The organism is Ensifer sp. GW101-20A05 (assembly GCF_059424735.1).
The window spans coordinates 85582-102003 of sequence record NZ_JBWKZT010000005.1 but is presented as its reverse complement, the minus strand read 5'-3'; the positions used below and the strand labels follow the sequence as shown (position 1 = coordinate 102003).

The 16422-nt window shown below is 61.7% G+C and carries 14 protein-coding genes; 6 read left to right on the top strand and 8 right to left on the bottom strand.

Annotated elements, in window-relative coordinates; all coding sequences use genetic code 11:
* Window positions 1-111 precede the first annotated feature (111 nt).
* Both AC070A_RS14955 and htpX read right to left on the bottom strand, forming a co-directional pair.
* Window positions 112-1524: an RsmB/NOP family class I SAM-dependent RNA methyltransferase gene (locus AC070A_RS14955; protein ID WP_112995096.1), complete on the bottom strand. Its 1413-nt coding sequence runs from the start codon at window positions 1522-1524 to the stop codon at window positions 112-114.
* A complete protein-coding gene (htpX, locus tag AC070A_RS14950; protein WP_112995095.1) occupies window positions 1524-2483 on the bottom strand; it encodes a zinc metalloprotease HtpX in 960 nt (319 codons plus the stop codon). The genes AC070A_RS14955 and htpX overlap by 1 nt, the downstream gene beginning before the upstream one ends.
* A gap of 124 nt (window positions 2484-2607) precedes the next feature.
* Between htpX and AC070A_RS14945 the strand changes: the two genes are divergently transcribed.
* Entirely contained in the window at window positions 2608-2808 is a 201-nt protein-coding gene (locus tag AC070A_RS14945) for a DUF1674 domain-containing protein (RefSeq protein WP_057252005.1), read from the top strand.
* A gap of 171 nt (window positions 2809-2979) precedes the next feature.
* Here the strand turns inward: AC070A_RS14945 and acs are convergent, their stop codons facing one another.
* Window positions 2980-4929: an acetate--CoA ligase gene (acs, locus tag AC070A_RS14940; protein WP_057252006.1), complete on the bottom strand. Its 1950-nt coding sequence runs from the start codon at window positions 4927-4929 to the stop codon at window positions 2980-2982.
* A 227-nt stretch (window positions 4930-5156) separates the two neighbouring features.
* Here acs and AC070A_RS14935 point away from each other — a divergent pair, with 227 nt between their 5' ends.
* Window positions 5157-5858 carry a DUF1013 domain-containing protein gene (locus AC070A_RS14935; RefSeq protein WP_093233470.1) on the top strand — a complete coding sequence of 234 codons (702 nt, stop codon included), beginning with the start codon at window positions 5157-5159 and terminating at the stop codon, window positions 5856-5858.
* A 72-nt stretch (window positions 5859-5930) separates the two neighbouring features.
* On the opposite strand, the gene AC070A_RS14930 is transcribed toward AC070A_RS14935, so the two are convergent.
* Entirely contained in the window at window positions 5931-6317 is a 387-nt protein-coding gene (locus AC070A_RS14930; protein ID WP_113737277.1) for an ectoine synthase, read from the bottom strand.
* 138 nt (window positions 6318-6455) lie between these two features.
* Between AC070A_RS14930 and AC070A_RS14925 the strand changes: the two genes are divergently transcribed.
* Window positions 6456-7325, top strand: a complete 870-nt coding sequence (locus tag AC070A_RS14925; RefSeq protein ID WP_375374154.1) for a LysR substrate-binding domain-containing protein — start codon at window positions 6456-6458, stop codon at window positions 7323-7325.
* A 45-nt stretch (window positions 7326-7370) separates the two neighbouring features.
* On the opposite strand, the gene AC070A_RS14920 is transcribed toward AC070A_RS14925, so the two are convergent.
* A complete protein-coding gene (locus tag AC070A_RS14920) occupies window positions 7371-9278 on the bottom strand; it encodes an AMP-binding protein (protein WP_112995094.1) in 1908 nt (635 codons plus the stop codon).
* A gap of 111 nt (window positions 9279-9389) precedes the next feature.
* Window positions 9390-10049 (bottom strand): YggS family pyridoxal phosphate-dependent enzyme, encoded by a 660-nt coding sequence (locus AC070A_RS14915; RefSeq protein WP_058321629.1) that lies wholly within the window; start codon window positions 10047-10049, stop codon window positions 9390-9392.
* Between the two features lie 224 nt (window positions 10050-10273).
* On the opposite strand from AC070A_RS14915, the gene leuS reads away from it, so the two are divergent.
* The 3 genes from leuS to holA are packed head-to-tail and all read left to right on the top strand — an operon-like array spanning window position 10274 to window position 14468.
* Window positions 10274-12901, top strand: coding sequence for a leucine--tRNA ligase (gene leuS / locus AC070A_RS14910; protein WP_112995093.1), 2628 nt, complete (start codon window positions 10274-10276; stop codon window positions 12899-12901).
* Window positions 12888-13421 carry an LPS assembly lipoprotein LptE gene (gene lptE, locus AC070A_RS14905; protein WP_057252012.1) on the top strand — a complete coding sequence of 178 codons (534 nt, stop codon included), beginning with the start codon at window positions 12888-12890 and terminating at the stop codon, window positions 13419-13421. The genes leuS and lptE overlap by 14 nt, the downstream gene beginning before the upstream one ends.
* A 12-nt stretch (window positions 13422-13433) precedes the next feature.
* A complete protein-coding gene (holA, locus tag AC070A_RS14900) occupies window positions 13434-14468 on the top strand; it encodes a DNA polymerase III subunit delta (protein ID WP_058321627.1) in 1035 nt (344 codons plus the stop codon).
* A 219-nt stretch (window positions 14469-14687) separates the two neighbouring features.
* On the opposite strand, the gene AC070A_RS14895 is transcribed toward holA, so the two are convergent.
* Complete coding sequence (locus tag AC070A_RS14895) at window positions 14688-15578, bottom strand: ParB/RepB/Spo0J family partition protein (protein ID WP_057252014.1); 891 nt, start codon at window positions 15576-15578, stop codon at window positions 14688-14690.
* A gap of 35 nt (window positions 15579-15613) precedes the next feature.
* Window positions 15614-16408 carry a ParA family protein gene (locus tag AC070A_RS14890; protein ID WP_057252015.1) on the bottom strand — a complete coding sequence of 265 codons (795 nt, stop codon included), beginning with the start codon at window positions 16406-16408 and terminating at the stop codon, window positions 15614-15616.
* Window positions 16409-16422 lie beyond the last annotated feature (14 nt).

Sequence of the window (16422 nt, the reverse complement as noted above, 5' to 3'; positions counted from 1 at the left end):
CTTTTATCAATATTGTCGTCTTTGATAGGCCTCTGGCGCGATAGCGTCAAATGACGCGGCAAAACAGGGCCTTGAGCCCCATTTTGACCGACTCAACTTCGGTTGGCGCTGCTATTTGCGGCGAATCACCGCCGCGTAGAAGCCGTCGAGACCACTGGCAAAGGGCGCGTCGAGCGGGAACATCGCCGGCGTGGTGCGCATTTCGCCGAGCGGCGTGATTGCGTCCTCCAGCCCCGGCCAGTCCGCAGCCGAAATCGCAACCCGTTCATAGGCAGCACCGGAACCGATCACTCGCTCAACAACCTCTTCGCCTTCGAGCGGATCGAGAGAGCAATTGGAAAAGACGACGATGCCACCGGGCTTGACGACGGTGAGCGCATGGCGGAGCAGCCGCTCCTGCAAGGTGGCGAGCTTTGCGATATCCTCCGGCCCCTTGGTCCACAGCACGTCGGGGTGACGACGTGTCGTGCCGGTGGAAGAGCAGGGTGCATCGAGCAGGGCCGCATCGAACAGCATTTCCGGCTGGAAGTCGGCCATGTTAACTTCCTTCGTCTCCGCCTCCAGGCCAAGCCGCTTCAGATTGCCCTTCAGCCGACGCAAACGGCTGCCGGACTGATCAAGCGCCGTCACTTCGGCGCCGGCGAGGATGAGCTGTGCGGTCTTGCCGCCCGGTGCGGCACAGAGATCGACGACCCGCTTGCCGCTGAGGTCGCCGAACAGCCGCGCCGGTATCGACGCTGCAGCATCCTGAACCCACCATGCGCCATCGTCGAATCCGGCTAAGGAAGGGATGGAGCCGGAAAATGCGCCGAGACGGACCGAACCGGTCGGCAAGACGATGCCACCAAGACGCTCGGCCCAAGCTGCGGGCTCAGACTTGACCGACAAATCGATTGCCGCCGGCGTCAGCTGCGCTTCCGCGATCTGTTGGGCTGGTCCAGCGCCATAGCGGGCGACCAGGCGCTCGAAGAACCAATCCGGCATCGCCGGGACATCACGCATACCTTCGAGAATGGCATCCTTTTCACGTGACAGGCGCCGAAGAACCGCATTCACGAGATTGGCGAAACGCCGATTGCGCGGATCCGCCTGCGCCTGCTCAACGGCGAGGTCGACGGCGGAATGATCAGGCACATCGAGATAGAGGATCTGCGCTGCCGCGACGGCAAGTACGTGATCGAGCGCGCGCGCGCCCTCCGGCAAAGGCGTCTGCAACAGCGAATTGATGGCGGCCTGGATGCGCGGGAGATGGCGAAGCCCTGAGTTCAGGATCGCCCGCACCAGAGCACGGTCGGCCTCACTGAGTTCGCGATAGGCCGGATTGCCGTGCTCGCTGTCGAGCATGCCGTCGAGCGACGTCTTGCGGTCGATCACCGCGCCGAGAATCTTGGCGGCGGCCTGACGTGCTCTCAGCCCCGGTTTTTCCGGGCCGCGAGGCGCATCGGCGGGTTTTTTCGATTTCGCTGCGGCGCCGTTTCGGTGCGATCGTTTCGGGAGTGAATCGTTCTTGTTATCTGTGGACATCAGGACCAGGGACCTTTGGGTGGTTCGGAACCACCGCGACCCCAACCGGTAGAGGGTACAGAGCGCGATTTGCGCACCGGATTATCAGCCCGAACCGGCGGCGTCGAGACCGAAGACATTTCCTGGGCCATCTGCTGCAGGGCCGCAATCCGGTTTTCGGTGTTCGGATGGGTCGAGAACAGGTTGTCCATCCGCTCGCCGGAGAGCGGGTTGATGATGAACATATGCGCCGTCGCCGGATTGCGTTCGGCGTCGTCATTGTGAATCTGCTGCGCCGCACCGGCAATCTTCTGCAGCGCCGAGGCCAGCGCCATGGGCTTGCCGCAGATCTCGGCGCCGCGCCGGTCAGCCGAGTATTCACGGGTACGGCTGATCGCCATCTGCACCAGCATCGCCGCCATCGGCGCCACGATCATGGCGACCAGCGTGCCGATGAAACCGAGCGGATTGTTGTTTTCACGGTTGCCGCCGAAGAAGAAGGCAAAGTTGCCGAGCATCGAGATCGCGCCGGCAAGCGTCGCCGTCAGCGTCATCGTGAGCGTATCACGGTTCTGCACGTGCGCCAGTTCGTGCGCCATGACGCCCGCCACTTCATCATAGTTCAGCGCATGCAGCAGGCCGGTGGAGGCGGCAACCGCGGCATTTTCGGGATTGCGACCGGTGGCGAAGGCATTCGGCTGGGGGCTGTCGATCACATAGACGCGCGGCATCGGCAGACCGGCATTCCGGGCAAGGTCACGCACGATGCCGTAGTACTCCGGCGCACAGCGCTCATCGACTTCCTGGGCGCGATATATGCGCAGCACCATCTTGTCGGAGTTCCAGTACGAGAAGAAGTTCATGCCCGCGGCCATGACGAAGGCGATCATCATGCCGCCGCGTCCGCCGATGACGAAGCCCACCGCCATGAACAGGGCGGTCATGACTGCAAGCAGCATGGCGGTGCGGACAAGGTTCATCTAAGTCTCCGGATCGTCGATGTTTCACGTGAATCAGGGTTCCCGTTGTGTGAACGGCATCCTATATGATGGGTGCAAATGCCCCGTTCTTCAATATTGATGCTCGAATCCGGATACCGTTCAGATGCAGAACGACAATGACAACGCTCCCGATCGCCCGAAACGGCCACTGCCGCCCGCAGCCATGCGCGCGCTGAAGGAAGCCGAAGAGCGGCGTCAGGCGGAAGAGAAGAAGGAATTGCCACCAGAGATCGGCGGACGCGGCGGTGAAGATCCTGCCCGCTACGGCGACTGGGAGATCAAGGGTCGGGCGATCGACTTCTAAGCTTGAGGCGGCAAGCCGCCGGCCCCTTAGCTGCGAACTGAATCCGGCTCACTAAATCGCCACAGGTGCAGAGCACTGCGTGCAGCGACACCGCAAATCACGTGCAAACCTTATTTGTTTCAGTCGAAACGGCCGCTACACACCCAGTGGGCTCGTAGCGGCCGCAAGAGATCAGGCCTTGTTCTGACGATTGGCGATGAGGTCGTCGACGACGGCCGGATCGGCGAGCGTCGAAGTATCGCCGAGCGCGCCGAAATCGTCTTCGGCGATCTTGCGCAGGATGCGTCGCATGATCTTGCCAGAGCGGGTCTTCGGCAGGCCCGGTGCGAACTGGATCTTGTCCGGCGTGGCGATCGGTCCGATTTCCGAACGGACGTGCTTCACCAAAGCAGCGCGAAGATCGTCATTGCCGATTTCGCCGGCCATCAGCGAAACATAGCAGTAGATGCCCTGGCCCTTGATCGGATGCGGATAGCCGACAACTGCCGCTTCCGAGACGAGGTGATGCGATACCAGCGCCGATTCGACTTCTGCCGTTCCGAGACGGTGGCCGGAAACATTGAGAACGTCGTCCACGCGACCGGTGATCCAGTAATAGCCGTCCTCATCGCGACGGCAGCCGTCACCGGTGAAATACTTGCCCTTGTAAGTGGCGAAGTAGGTCTGGCCGAAGCGCGCGTGATCGCCGTAGATCGTGCGCATCTGGCCGGGCCAGCTGTCGGTGATGCAGAGGTTGCCGTCAGCGGCGCCCTCAAGCACGTTTCCTTCATTGTCGACCAGCTGCGGCTGCACACCGAAGAACGGCCGGGTGGCGGAACCGGGCTTGAGATCGGTTGCGCCCGGCAGCGGCGTAATCAGGATGCCACCGGTCTCCGTCTGCCACCAGGTATCGACGATCGGCGACTTCTGCTCGCCGACGACGTTGTAGTACCACTCCCAGGCTTCCGGGTTGATCGGCTCACCAACCGAGCCGAGCAGGCGGAGCGACGAGCGCGACGAGCGCTTGACGAAGTCGTCACCGGCACCCATCAACGAGCGGATCGCCGTCGGCGCCGTGTAGAAGACGTTGACCTTGTGCTTTTCGACCACTTCCCAGAAGCGCCCAGCATCCGGGAAATTCGGGACACCTTCGAACATGACGGTCGTCGCCGCATTCGCCAGCGGGCCGTAGACGATATAAGAGTGGCCGGTGACCCAGCCGACGTCGGCCGTGCACCAGTAGACTTCGCCGTCGCGGTAGTCGAAGACATATTCATGCGTCATCGACGCATAGACGAGGTAACCGCCGGTCGTGTGCAGCACGCCCTTCGGCTTGCCGGTCGAGCCTGAGGTATAGAGGATGAACAGCGGATCTTCCGCCTTCATCTTCGCCGGCTCGCAATGCGGCTTCACCGTGGCGATTTCCTGGTGATACCAGAGGTCGCGGCCAGGCGCCCAGGCGGTCTTGCCGCCGGTGCGGCGGACCACGAGCACCTTGTTGACGATGACATGCTGCTTAGCCGCGATGTCGATCGCGGTGTCGGTGTTTTCCTTGAGCGGTACCGGCTTGCCGCCGCGCACGCCCTCATCGCAGGTAATGACGAAGGTGGATTCGCAGTCGACGATACGGCCGGCAAGCGCATCCGGCGAGAAACCGCCGAAGACGACCGAATGGATGGCACCGATGCGGGCGCAGGCAAGCATCGCATAGGCCGCTTCCGGGATCATCGGCATGTAGATGGTGACGCGGTCGCCCTTTTTGACGCCGTGCTTCTTCAGCACGTTGGCGAGGCGACAAACCTGCTCGTAGAGCTGGTTGTAGGTGATCTTCTTGTCGATATAGGGGTTGTCACCTTCCCAGATGATTGCCGTCTTCTCGCCATGCGTCTTCAGGTGGCGGTCGATACAGTTGTAGGAGACGTTGGTGAGGCCGTCTTCATACCACTTGATCGAAACCTTGCCCTTGAAGGAGGTGTTCTTGACCTTGGTATAGGGCTTGAACCAATCGATCCGTTTGCCGTGTTTGCCCCAGAACTTTGCCGGGTCCGAAACACTCTCCTCGTACCACTTCAGGTAAGTGGCGTTGTCGAGCAACGTCCGGCTCTTGGCAGACTTCAACACCGGATAGATTTTGGCGGACATATTTTCCTCCCTACGCATTCCTAGTGCGGCTCGCCACTCCCAGGGCCAGCCCGTTTCGCGGACATACATAGCAGGTCAAATGGCTGCCGCAATTAGACAAAAGGACATTTGGAACTGAAGAATTGCAATTTTGAGACAAGGACGGTATAGAGGCCCACATTTCCCGGAAATCAGTGGTAGACTCCACGGCCCGCGACACCGGCGCGGCGGACAAAAGGACTATATCCATGGCTCAGCAACTGCTTATGCCCAAGGCAACAGCCGTCTGGCTCGTTGACAATACCGCGCTGTCCTTCGACCAGATCGCGCAGTTTTGCAAGCTGCACCCGCTTGAAGTAAAGGCGATCGCCGACGGTGAATCCGCGCAGGGCATCAAGGGCCTCGACCCGATTGCCACGGGCCAGCTTTCGCGTGACGAGATCGCTCGCGCAGAAGGAAACCCCAACCACAAGCTGAAGCTTTCCGAGCCGAAGGTCCGCGTTCCTGACTCGAAGCGTAAAGGTCCGCGCTACACCCCGGTCTCCAAGCGCCAGGATCGCCCCAACGCCATTCTCTGGCTGGTTCGCAACCATCCCGAGTTGAAGGATGCACAGATTTCGCGCCTCGTCGGCACCACCAAGTCGACGATCGAGCAGATCCGCGAGCGCACCCACTGGAATTCCGCCAACCTGACGCCGATGGATCCGGTGACACTCGGCCTCTGCTCGCAGATCGACCTCGACCTCGAAGTCGAACGCGCCTCCAAGGGCCGTCCGCTGCCGACGGCTGCCGAACTCGGCCAGACGCTGGAATCGGCTCAGGAGACCGAAAAGCTGGGCTTCAACTACGAGCGCGAGGAAGAGAAGGAAATTGACGCCGATGCCGTCTTCGCCAAGCTCAAGTCGCTGAAGTCGGACCGCAAGGACGAGGACGAAGACGATCACTATTGATCGCCGTCCAGCTCGATGAAAAAAGCCCGGATCGTCGATCCGGGCTTTTTTGTTGGCCAGTGTTCAATACGTTCAATAGGCCGAACCGGATGGATCGTTGAGGTTGTGGCGCTCGGTCCCTTTAAGCGGCGGATTGAAGATGCTGACGAGGATCAGATCTTCGTCCTTGCCGCCGCGCAGATAGTGTTTGTCGTGCTGGTCCAGCACGTAGATATCGCCCTTGTTGATCGGGAAGATCTCGCCCTGCATATCCTCGACCTCACCGTGGCCGGCGATGCAGTAGCAGGCCTCCAGATGGTTGCGATATTCGAGCAGCGATACCGTGCCGGCGCGCACCACCGTGTGGCATACGGTGAAGCCCATGCCATCCCTTTCGGTAAGCAGCCGATGACTGGTGCCGCTGCCCCATTCGACGAAATGATCGGTTGCTTCGATCTGCTGCAGGCTGCGCACGAACATGGGTCTCTCCATCTGTAAGGATTTCTAATGTTTTCGGACGGGATTCTTCCGCCCTTTCCACGATGAGCTCAGTATCCGTTGACATAGGAAGCCAATCAAACGACGATTCCTCACGGAATTGATGAGGAAAATTTACAGATGATGCTGCCACCACTCGGCATGCTGCGCGCCTTCGAAGCCGCAGCGCGTTTGGCAAGTTTCTCCCGCGCCGGCGACGAACTGCATGTGACGCATGCGGCCGTCAGCCACCAGATCCGCTTGCTGGAAGAGTGGTTTGGCCGCCCGCTCTTCGTGCGGGAGAAACGTGGAGTGCGGCTAGCAGCAGAGGCTGAAAGCCTAGCAACGGCGCTGACATCGGCGTTCGAGCGCATCGCCGCGGAAACGGAGTTGCTGCGATTGAATGCCAAGGCGCAAGTGAGCGTCGCCTGTATTCCCTCGATCGCCACCCGCTGGCTGATACCGGCACTCGGTGAATTTCTCGGCCGTCATCCCGAGGTCGACGTCAAGGTCGTCTACGCCATGGCCGAACAGCAATTGCGCGAAACCGGCTGCGATATCCTCATCACTCTCGGCGCCGATACGAGCGAAGGGACGCGGTCAGACCGGCTGTTTTCGCGAATCAATCGGCCAGTTGCGAGCCCCCGTTACATCGAACGGAAAGGTGAGTTGAGGGCAGTGCAGGCGATCGCTTCCGCCGATCTGCTGCACGACGAGACAACCTCGCGGTGGCGCGATTGGTTCGCCAGGGCAGGGGTGACGACGGGACAAAGCCTGCGAGGTCCCATCTTCCAGGACTTCAACCTGCTCGCCACGGCCGTCATTGCCGGCCATGGCGTGGCCCTTTGTCCGGTCGAGGTCTTCCGGCGCGAAATCGAAAGCGGCGACCTCGTGATCCTCTCCGATATCGCCACTCTCGAAGACGAGAGCTACTTTCTCATTACCAAGACCGCGCGCTCAAAGGCAGTGTCAGTGTTCAGCGACTGGTTCGCGACCGTCGTCAGGTCTTAATGCAAGCGCCGTGGCGCTCACATCATAAGCCGGCTCAGGAAGTCGCTAGATGCCGATTCCCCGGCCATGCAGCGCCAACGTGATCTCGTCCAGGATAACCGGGTCGTCGATCGTCGCCGGCATTTTCCAGGGTTGGCGATCGGCAATTTTCTGGATCGTAGCCCGCAGGATCTTGCCCGACCGCGTCTTCGGCAGTCGCTTGACGCAAATCGCCATGCGGAAGGCCGCCACCGGCCCGATGCGCTCGCGCACGAGGCTGATCACTTCGCGTTCGATCTCCGACGTTTCACGGGAAACATTGGAATTGATGACGAGGAAGCCCGCTGGCACCTGACCCTTCAAATCATCGGCTATCCCGATGACAGCGCATTCGGCGACATCAGGATGGCTGGCGCAGACCTCCTCCATTGCCCCGGTCGAGAGCCGGTGACCCGCGACGTTGATGATGTCGTCGGTGCGCGCCATGATGAAGATATAGCCATCCTCGTCGAGATAGCCGGCATCGGCGGTCTTGTAATAGCCGGGAAAATCTTCGAGATAGGCCGCGCGGAACCGATGGTCTGCGTTCCAAAGCGTCGGCAGGCAGCCGGGCGGCAGCGGCAGTTTTACGACGACATTGCCGAGCGTGCCCGGGCCGACCGGATGTCCGGCATCGTCGAGAATCTGGACATCATACCCCGGCAGTGGGACCGCCGGAGAACCGTACTTGACCGGCAACAGGCCGAGACCCATGGGATTGCCGGCCACGGGCCAACCGGTCTCCGTCTGCCACCAGTGGTCGATAACGGGCACCCCAAGCGCTTTCTCCGCCCAGCGGATCGTATCCGGATCCGCCCGCTCACCGGCAAGGAACAGCGCGCGGAAGCGCGACAGGTCATAGCGGCCGACATAGGACGCATCGGGATCGTCCTTGCGGATCGCGCGCAGAGCGGTCGGCGCCGTGAACATCACCACGACCCCGTGCTCGGCGATGATCCGCCAATAGGTTCCGGGATCGGGCGTGCCGACCGGCTTGCCCTCGAAGAGGATCGAGGTGCTGCCGTTCAGGAGCGGGCCATAGACGATATAGGAGTGGCCGACGACCCAGCCGATATCGGAGGCGGCCCAGAATACCTCTCCCGGCTGGACGCCGAAGAAGTTCTCCATGGACCATTTGAGCGCAACCATGTGGCCGCCATTGTCGCGCACCACGCCCTTGGGCTGGCCGGTGGTGCCCGACGTATAGAGCACGTAAAGCGGATCGGTTGAGGCAACGGGCGTGCATCCGACCCCTTCACCCTCCTGCTTCGCCGCCGCCAGCGCCACAGCGAAATCGATGTCGCGTCCCTCCATCATGTCCGCTTCCGCCATTTCCCGTTGGAAGACGAGGCAATGCGCCGGCTTGTGGGTCGCGATCTCCAGCGCTGCATCGAGCAGCGGCTTATAGGCGACGGTTCGGCCGGGTTCGATGCCGCAGCTTGCGGACACCACGAGCTTAGCCTGGCAATCGTCGATGCGCACCGCCAGTTCGTTGGCGGCAAAACCGCCGAAGACCACCGAATGAACGGCGCCGATGCGGGCGGCGGCCAGCATGGCAACCGCCGCCTGCGGGATCATCGGCATGTAGATGATGATGCGATCACCCTTGCCGACACCGAGCTTCCGATAGACGGCAGCCAGTGCTGCCACATCGGCAAGCAATGCCGCATAGGAGATGCGCTCGACACGGCCGGTGACCGGACTGTCATAGATGAAAGCGATCTGCTCGCCGCGCCCGGCTTCGACGTGGCGGTCGAGAGAGTTATAGCAGGTGTTCGTCGAGCCACCGGCATACCAGTGCCCATAGGTGCCGCCCGCGGCATCGAAAGCGCGTTGCGGGCGTTCGAACCAGTCGATGGCGTCGGCAGCACCGGACCAGAAACCTTGCGGATCCGCCTTCCAGGCGGCGTACACTTCGGAATAGCGACTCGCCATTTCCGTTCCTCCCTATGCATTTGCCGGACATGTCCGGCCTCCTCGTGCACAAGGATAGGCTAATGGGTGGGCAGGGGAACCCCGACGAAAGCGTAATGCGGCGAAATGGCGTTATCGCGCGCCGAAAATGGCCGAACCGACACGGACGCTGGTGGCGCCGAACTGCACCGCCGTCTCGAAATCGCCGGACATGCCCATCGACAGCTTCTCGAGCTTGCAGGCGGCGGCCAGCTTGGCGAGCAGGGCGAAATGCGGGCCGGGATTTTCCTCGACCGGCGGAATGCACATCAGCCCCTCTATCTGCAGACCCAGCTCCTGGCGGCAAAGATCGACGAAGGCGACCGTTTCCTCCGGTGGGATGCCGGCCTTCTGCGGCTCCAGCCCGGTGTTGACCTGAACGTAGAGCCTGAGGTTCCGGCCCTGCTTCTGCATTTCCGCGGCAAGCGCGCGGGCAATCTTCTCGCGATCGACCGTCTCGATGACGTCGAAAAGGGCGACTGCCTCAGCCGCCTTGTTCGACTGCAGCGGGCCGATCAGGTGCAGTTCGAGGCTGGGCGTTTCAGCCTTCAGCACCGGCCACTTGCCTTGCGCTTCCTGAACCCGGTTCTCTCCGAAGACCCGCTGGCCTGCGGAAATCACCAGCCGGATTGCATCGGCGTCGAAGGTTTTGGACACGGCGACCAGCGTGGCTGCACCCTTGGCGCGATGAGCAGACTTCTCTGCCGCCTGAATCCGGCTCACGACATCCTGCAATCGCTCTTGGACTTCCATGGACCTTTTCTCCGAAACGGATTTCTCAAACCACTCACCGAGCGGATTAGGCAAAGTTGATCGGCTTGCCAAGACCGCCACCCTCATGACGGGCGCAAATCCGCCAAAGTGTCGCGGCAAACCCTTCAAAAACTTGACCGTCAGGCGGTTTCGTGGTGAAGGTCACCCCAACTATCATGAGGCGCGCCCTATGCGCCGCAGAACTTCCGGAACATCGAAAAGACATGTCTAGCGAACGATACAATCCGCGTGATGCCGAGCCCCGTTGGCAGCAGGAATGGGAAAAGAACGAGGTCTTCCAGACCGAGAACGACGATCCGCGCGAAAAGTACTACGTGCTCGAGATGTTCCCCTATCCGTCGGGCCGCATCCATATGGGCCACGTGCGCAACTACACCATGGGTGACGTGGTGGCGCGCTACAAGCGCGCCCGCGGCTTCAACGTGCTGCACCCGATGGGCTGGGACGCCTTCGGCATGCCGGCCGAAAACGCTGCCATGGAACGCGGCGTGCATCCGGCAAGCTGGACCTACCAGAACATCGCCTCGATGAAGGCGCAGCTCAAGGTCATGGGCCTGTCGCTCGACTGGAACCGCGAATTCGCGACCTGCGACCCCGCCTACTACCAGCGCCAGCAGCACCTGTTCCTGGACTTCCTGGAGAAGGGCCTCGTCTACCGCAAGCAGTCGAAGGTCAACTGGGACCCGGTCGACAACACCGTGCTCGCCAATGAGCAGGTGATCGACGGCCGCGGCTGGCGGTCGGGCGCGCTGGTCGAACAGCGCGAACTGACGCAGTGGTTCTTCCGCATCACCGACTTCAGCCAGGAACTGCTCGACGCGCTCGACACGCTGGATCAGTGGCCCGAGAAGGTGCGCCTGATGCAGAAGAACTGGATCGGCCGCTCCGAAGGCCTGTCGCTGCGTTGGGAACTGGTCGAAGGCACCGCCGGTGACGCGACCGAGCTGACCGTCTACACGACCCGTCCGGACACGCTCTTCGGCGCTTCCTTCCTGGCGATCGCTGCCGACCATCCGCTGGCTAGGCAGGCGGCGGCGACCAATCCGGAAGTCGATGCCTTCTGCGAGGAGTGCCGCCGCGCCGGCACCTCGCTCGCCGCGCTGGAAACGGCGGAAAAGAAGGGCATCGATACCGGCATTCGCGCCAAGCACCCGCTCGATCCGAGCTGGGAACTGCCTGTTTATGTCGCAAATTTCGTACTGATGGACTACGGCACGGGCGCCATCTTCGGCTGCCCCTCCGGTGACCAGCGCGACCTCGACTTCGCCCGCAAGTACGACCTGCCGGTTGTTCCGGTCGTTATGCCGAAGGACGGCGATGCCGCAACCTTCGCCATCGGCGACGAGGCCTATATCGGCGACGGCGTGATGATCAACTCGCGCTTCCTCGACGGCCTGTCGACGGAAGAGGCATTTGAGACAGTCGCCTCGAAGCTCGAGCAGGAAACGCTCGACGGCACGCGGCGCGCCGAGCGCAAGGTGAACTTCCGCCTGCGCGACTGGGGCATTTCGCGTCAGCGCTATTGGGGCTGCCCGATTCCGGTCATCCATTGTGATGATTGTGGCGTCGTGCCGGTTCCGAAGGCCGACCTGCCGGTCATTCTGCCGCCGGACGTCACCTTCGACAAGCCGGGCAATCCGCTCGACCGTCACCCGACCTGGCGCCACGTTGCCTGCCCGCATTGCGGCAAGGATGCCCGGCGCGAGACGGACACGATGGACACCTTCGTCGATTCGTCCTGGTACTTCACCCGCTTCACCGCGCCGTGGGAAGACAATCCGACCGACCCCAAGGTCGCCAACCATTGGCTGCCGGTGGATCAATATATCGGCGGCATCGAGCACGCGATCCTGCACCTGCTCTACTCGCGCTTCTTCACCCGCGCGATGAAGGCGACCGGTCATGTCGCGCTCGACGAGCCGTTCAAGGGTCTCTTCACCCAGGGCATGGTCGTGCACGAAACCTATAGCCGCGGCGAGGGTGCCCAGCGCGAATGGGTGACCCCGGCCGAGATCCGCATCGAGGAAATCGACGGACGCCGCCGCGCCGTGCTGCTCGAGACCGGCGAGGAAATCGCCATCGGCTCGATCGAGAAGATGTCGAAGTCGAAGAAGAACGTCGTCGATCCCGACGACATCATCGCTTCCTATGGCGCCGATACCGCGCGCTTCTTCGTTCTCTCCGATTCGCCGCCGGATCGTGACGTCATCTGGTCCGAAGCCGGTGTCGAAGGATCACATCGCTTCGTCCAGCGCGTATGGCGCTTGATCAGCGAGGCGGCCGAAAAGCTGCGCGGGATCGAAGCCGTACCGGCGCTTGAAGGCGAGGCCCTTGCCGTTTCTCAGGCCGCGCACAAGACGCTGCGCGCGGTCGAGGCGGATTATGACAAGCTGGCCTTCAACAAGGCCGTGGCACGGATCTATGAGCTCGTGAACACGCTTGCCGCACCGCTGACACAGGTTGCCGCCGGCAAGGCGGACGCAGCGCTCGCGAGCGCTGTAAAGGACGCCACGACGATCCTGGTCAGCCTGATTGCACCGATGACGCCGCACCTCGCCGAGGAATGCTGGCGCGAAATCGGCGGCGAGGGGCTGATCGCGGAGCGCGGCTGGCCGACGTTCAATCCTGCGCTGGTCGTCGAGAACGAAATTACCCTTCCCGTGCAGATCAACGGCAAGAAGCGCGCCGATTTGACAATCGCCCGCGATGCGGATCAGAGTGCGATCGAAAGCGCCGTCCTGGCGCTCGATGCCGTCAAGTCCGCGCTCAACGGCAGCAGCCCCAAGAAAATCATCGTCGTGCCCCAGAGGATCGTCAATGTCGTTGTCTGATAGAGCTGGCTCCCGTATCCGGTCGTTTCCGGTGCTGGCAGGTGTTCTTTTGCTGACCGCGCTCGCCGGCTGCCAGGTCAGGCCGCTCTACTCCGATCCTGTCGGTACGTCGACGGCGCTGGCGGCGATCGAGATCTCCGATGCCGACGAGCGCGTCGAACAGGAAGTCCGCAACGCGCTGATCTTCCTTGTGGCGGGCGGGCAGGGCGAACCGGTAAACCCGCAATATCACCTGTCGCTGGACGTCACGAGCCGCGCCATGGGCGTGCTCTATGATCAGAACAAGGACCGCGTGGATCGGGCAAGCGCCGGACGCATCGTCGTCAAGGCGGACTACAACCTGACGAAGATCGGAACGGGCGAGACGATCAAGTCTGGCAACCGCACGGCGGTCGCGCTTGTCGACTTCTCCGTCCAGGAATTTGCCAAGGTGCGCGCCGTGCGCGATGGCGAAAACCGCGCCGCAAAGGAATTGGCCGAGCTGATCCGGGCTGATGTTGCCGCGGCCCTCAGTCGCTAGTCCGGTGTCGGGATGAGCGAAGTCAAGTCGCACGAATTCGACTCCTTCCTCCAGAAGTCCGTCGGGGTCTACCGGCTGTTCATTCTCTACGGGCCCGATCGCGGGCTCGTATCCGAGCGTGCGTCCGCACTCGCCGCGCGCTGCGGCGTGCCGCTGGATGATCCCTTTTCCGTCCTGAAGCTCGATGTCAGCGAGCTGGCGCAATCGCCCGGCCGGCTGCTGGACGAGGTCAATTCCATCGGGCTGTTTGGCGGTGAGAAGCTCATCTGGGTGCGGGGAGCAGCCAACGAGAAGTCACTCGTCGACGCGATGCAGCTTTTGGCGGCCGAGCCGCCCTCAGGCAGCTATGTGATCGTCGAGGCCGGTGACCTGAAGAAGGGTGCCGCCCTTCGCAAGATCGGCGAGACGGCCCGCTCTGTTGCCTGTATCGCCTGCTACAGTGATGACGTTCGCGGCCTGCAGGCCTTGATTGATAAGGAACTTGGCGACGAGAAGCTGGGAATCACGCCGGCCGCCCGTGCGCGCCTGGTGGACGCTCTCGGCGGCGACCGTCTGGCGTCACGCAACGAGCTGCGCAAGCTCGCCCTTTACTGCCGTGGGAAGACGGCCGTGGACGAGGAGGACGTGCTCGACATCGTCGGCGATGCCAGCGCCATTTCCGTCGATGACGCGGTCGATGCGGTGCTCAAGGGCGATCTCGATGGCCTGCTGCACGCGATGCAAAAGATCACGACCTCGAAGACCCCGGCGTTTCTGGTACTGCAGGCCTGTCTGCGACAGTTCCAGCAGCTCGACGTGATGCGCGCCGAGATGGACGCCAGTCGTCAACAGGCAGGGCAAGTGATTGCGACGCTCGGGCGTGGTCTGCATTTCCGACGCAAACCGATCGTCGAGGCCGCGCTGAAGCAATGGACGGCGCCGGCGATACGCCGTGAACTCAATCGCCTGCAGACAACCATCTTCCAAAGCCGCAGTCGCGCCAGCCTCGAAGAAAGCCTGGTCTTGCAGAACCTCATGGCGATCGCGGTGCAATCCGCACGGCGTTGATGCGTTCGGCCCAGGGGAACTCAGCCGGCTGAGTTCGCTTGCTTCCTTCATTTCCTAGCTGGAATTGCCTCTTTACACGCATGGATCCGCGTCCTTGCAGGCGATCCCTTTGAATCTGGTCCGTTCGCGCAGAAAGATTAGAGAAATCAATATATTAAGGCGCGCCCTTGTTTGCAGGGGGCGCCTCTCGATTGTTCTCACAATGGCGTTTGTATGCGCTCAGCGGCGCTCGAGCAGACGGCAGATCTCCTCGAGCTGATCGAGCGTCTTGTAAGCGATGCGAAGATGGCCGCCGGAAGCCTTGTGATTGACGGTGACCTCGAGGCCAAGGCTGTCCGACAGGGTGCGTTCAAGCGCCAGCGTGTCCGCATCCTTCTCGTCGCGGCGTGCCGTCTTGCCGAAATTCGGGTCGTTCTGCGCGCGGATATCGTTCTGGGCGATGCGCTCGGCATCACGCACCGAAAGCCCCTTGGAGACGATCGTGCGGGCCAGCGCCGCCGGATCCGACGTCGGAATCAGCGCTCGCGCATGCCCGGCAGACAGCGCGCCTTCCGACAGCATGTCGCGCACCGGTTCCGGCAATTTCAGCAGTCTCAGGCTGTTTGCGACGTGGCTGCGGCTCTTGCCGATAATTTCGCCGAGATCGTTCTGCGTGTAACCGTGTTCGGCAATCAACTGCTCATAGCCGAGCGCCTCGTCGAGCGGGTTGAGATCCGAGCGCTGAACGTTCTCGACGATCGCGATCTCGAGCGCCGTGCGATCGTCGACGTCACGGATAATGACCGGAATCTCGGTGAATCCGGCTAACTGTGCGGCCCGCCAACGACGTTCGCCGGCGATGATCTCGTAGCGGTCGGCGCCGATCGTGCGAGCGACAACGGGCTGAACGATGCCGTGCTGACGAATCGAATTGGCGAGATCCTGAAGCTCGGCTTCGTCGAACTGCCGGCGCGGGTTGCGCGGGTTGCGCGACACGAACTCAATCGGCACACGCCGGTCCGGATTGACCGGGGCAGGGGCGGAAGCACCTGCCTGCAGCGGTTGATCCATCTCGCCGATCAACGCGGCCAGTCCGCGACCAAGCCGTCTCTTCGAGCTATCGTCGTTCATATCGTCACCCGATTTAAATTACGCTACCGAAATGATTATGCAGCCTTGCGCTGGCGTTCACGCTGAATCACTTCCGATGCCAACTGCAGATAGGCCTGGCTTCCAGCGCATTTCAGATCATAGAGAATCGCAGGCTTGCCATAGGACGGCGCCTCGGAAACGCGAACATTGCGCGGAATGAGCGTGTGATAGACCTTGTCGCCAAGATGGGTCCGGACATCACTGACGACCTGCTGGGCGAGATTGTTGCGCGAGTCGAACATCGTCAGCACGATACCCTGTATATCCAGCGACGGATTCACCGATCGGCGAACCTGATCCACAGTTTCCAACAGCTGGCTGAGACCTTCCAGCGCGAAGAACTCGCACTGCAACGGCACCAGCACGGAATGCGCTGCGGCCATGGCATTCATCGTCAGGAGATTGAACGACGGCGGGCAATCGACGAGCACATAGGAGTACTCCATCGCCGCCGGGCTGACCAAAGCTTTGCGCAGGCGGAAGACCCGGTCCGGTTCCTGAGAAATCTCCATCTCGACGCCGAGAAGATCCATAGTCGAAGGCACAATCGAAAGATTCGGCACAGCGGTTTGCTGTGCTATCTCGTTGATCCCGTGCGAGCCCATCATCAGCTCATAGGATGAGAGGTTCCGATCGCGCCGCTGAATACCCAGACCGGTGCTGGCATTGCCTTGCGGATCGAGATCGACGATGAGGACTCGTTCGCCGATTGCCGCGAGAGCAGTCGCCAGATTGATGGCGGTCGTCGTTTTACCGACTCCACCTTTCTGATTTGCGATTGTGATGATCCGATTTCTTGCGCCAAACATGTTTCCGCTCGCCG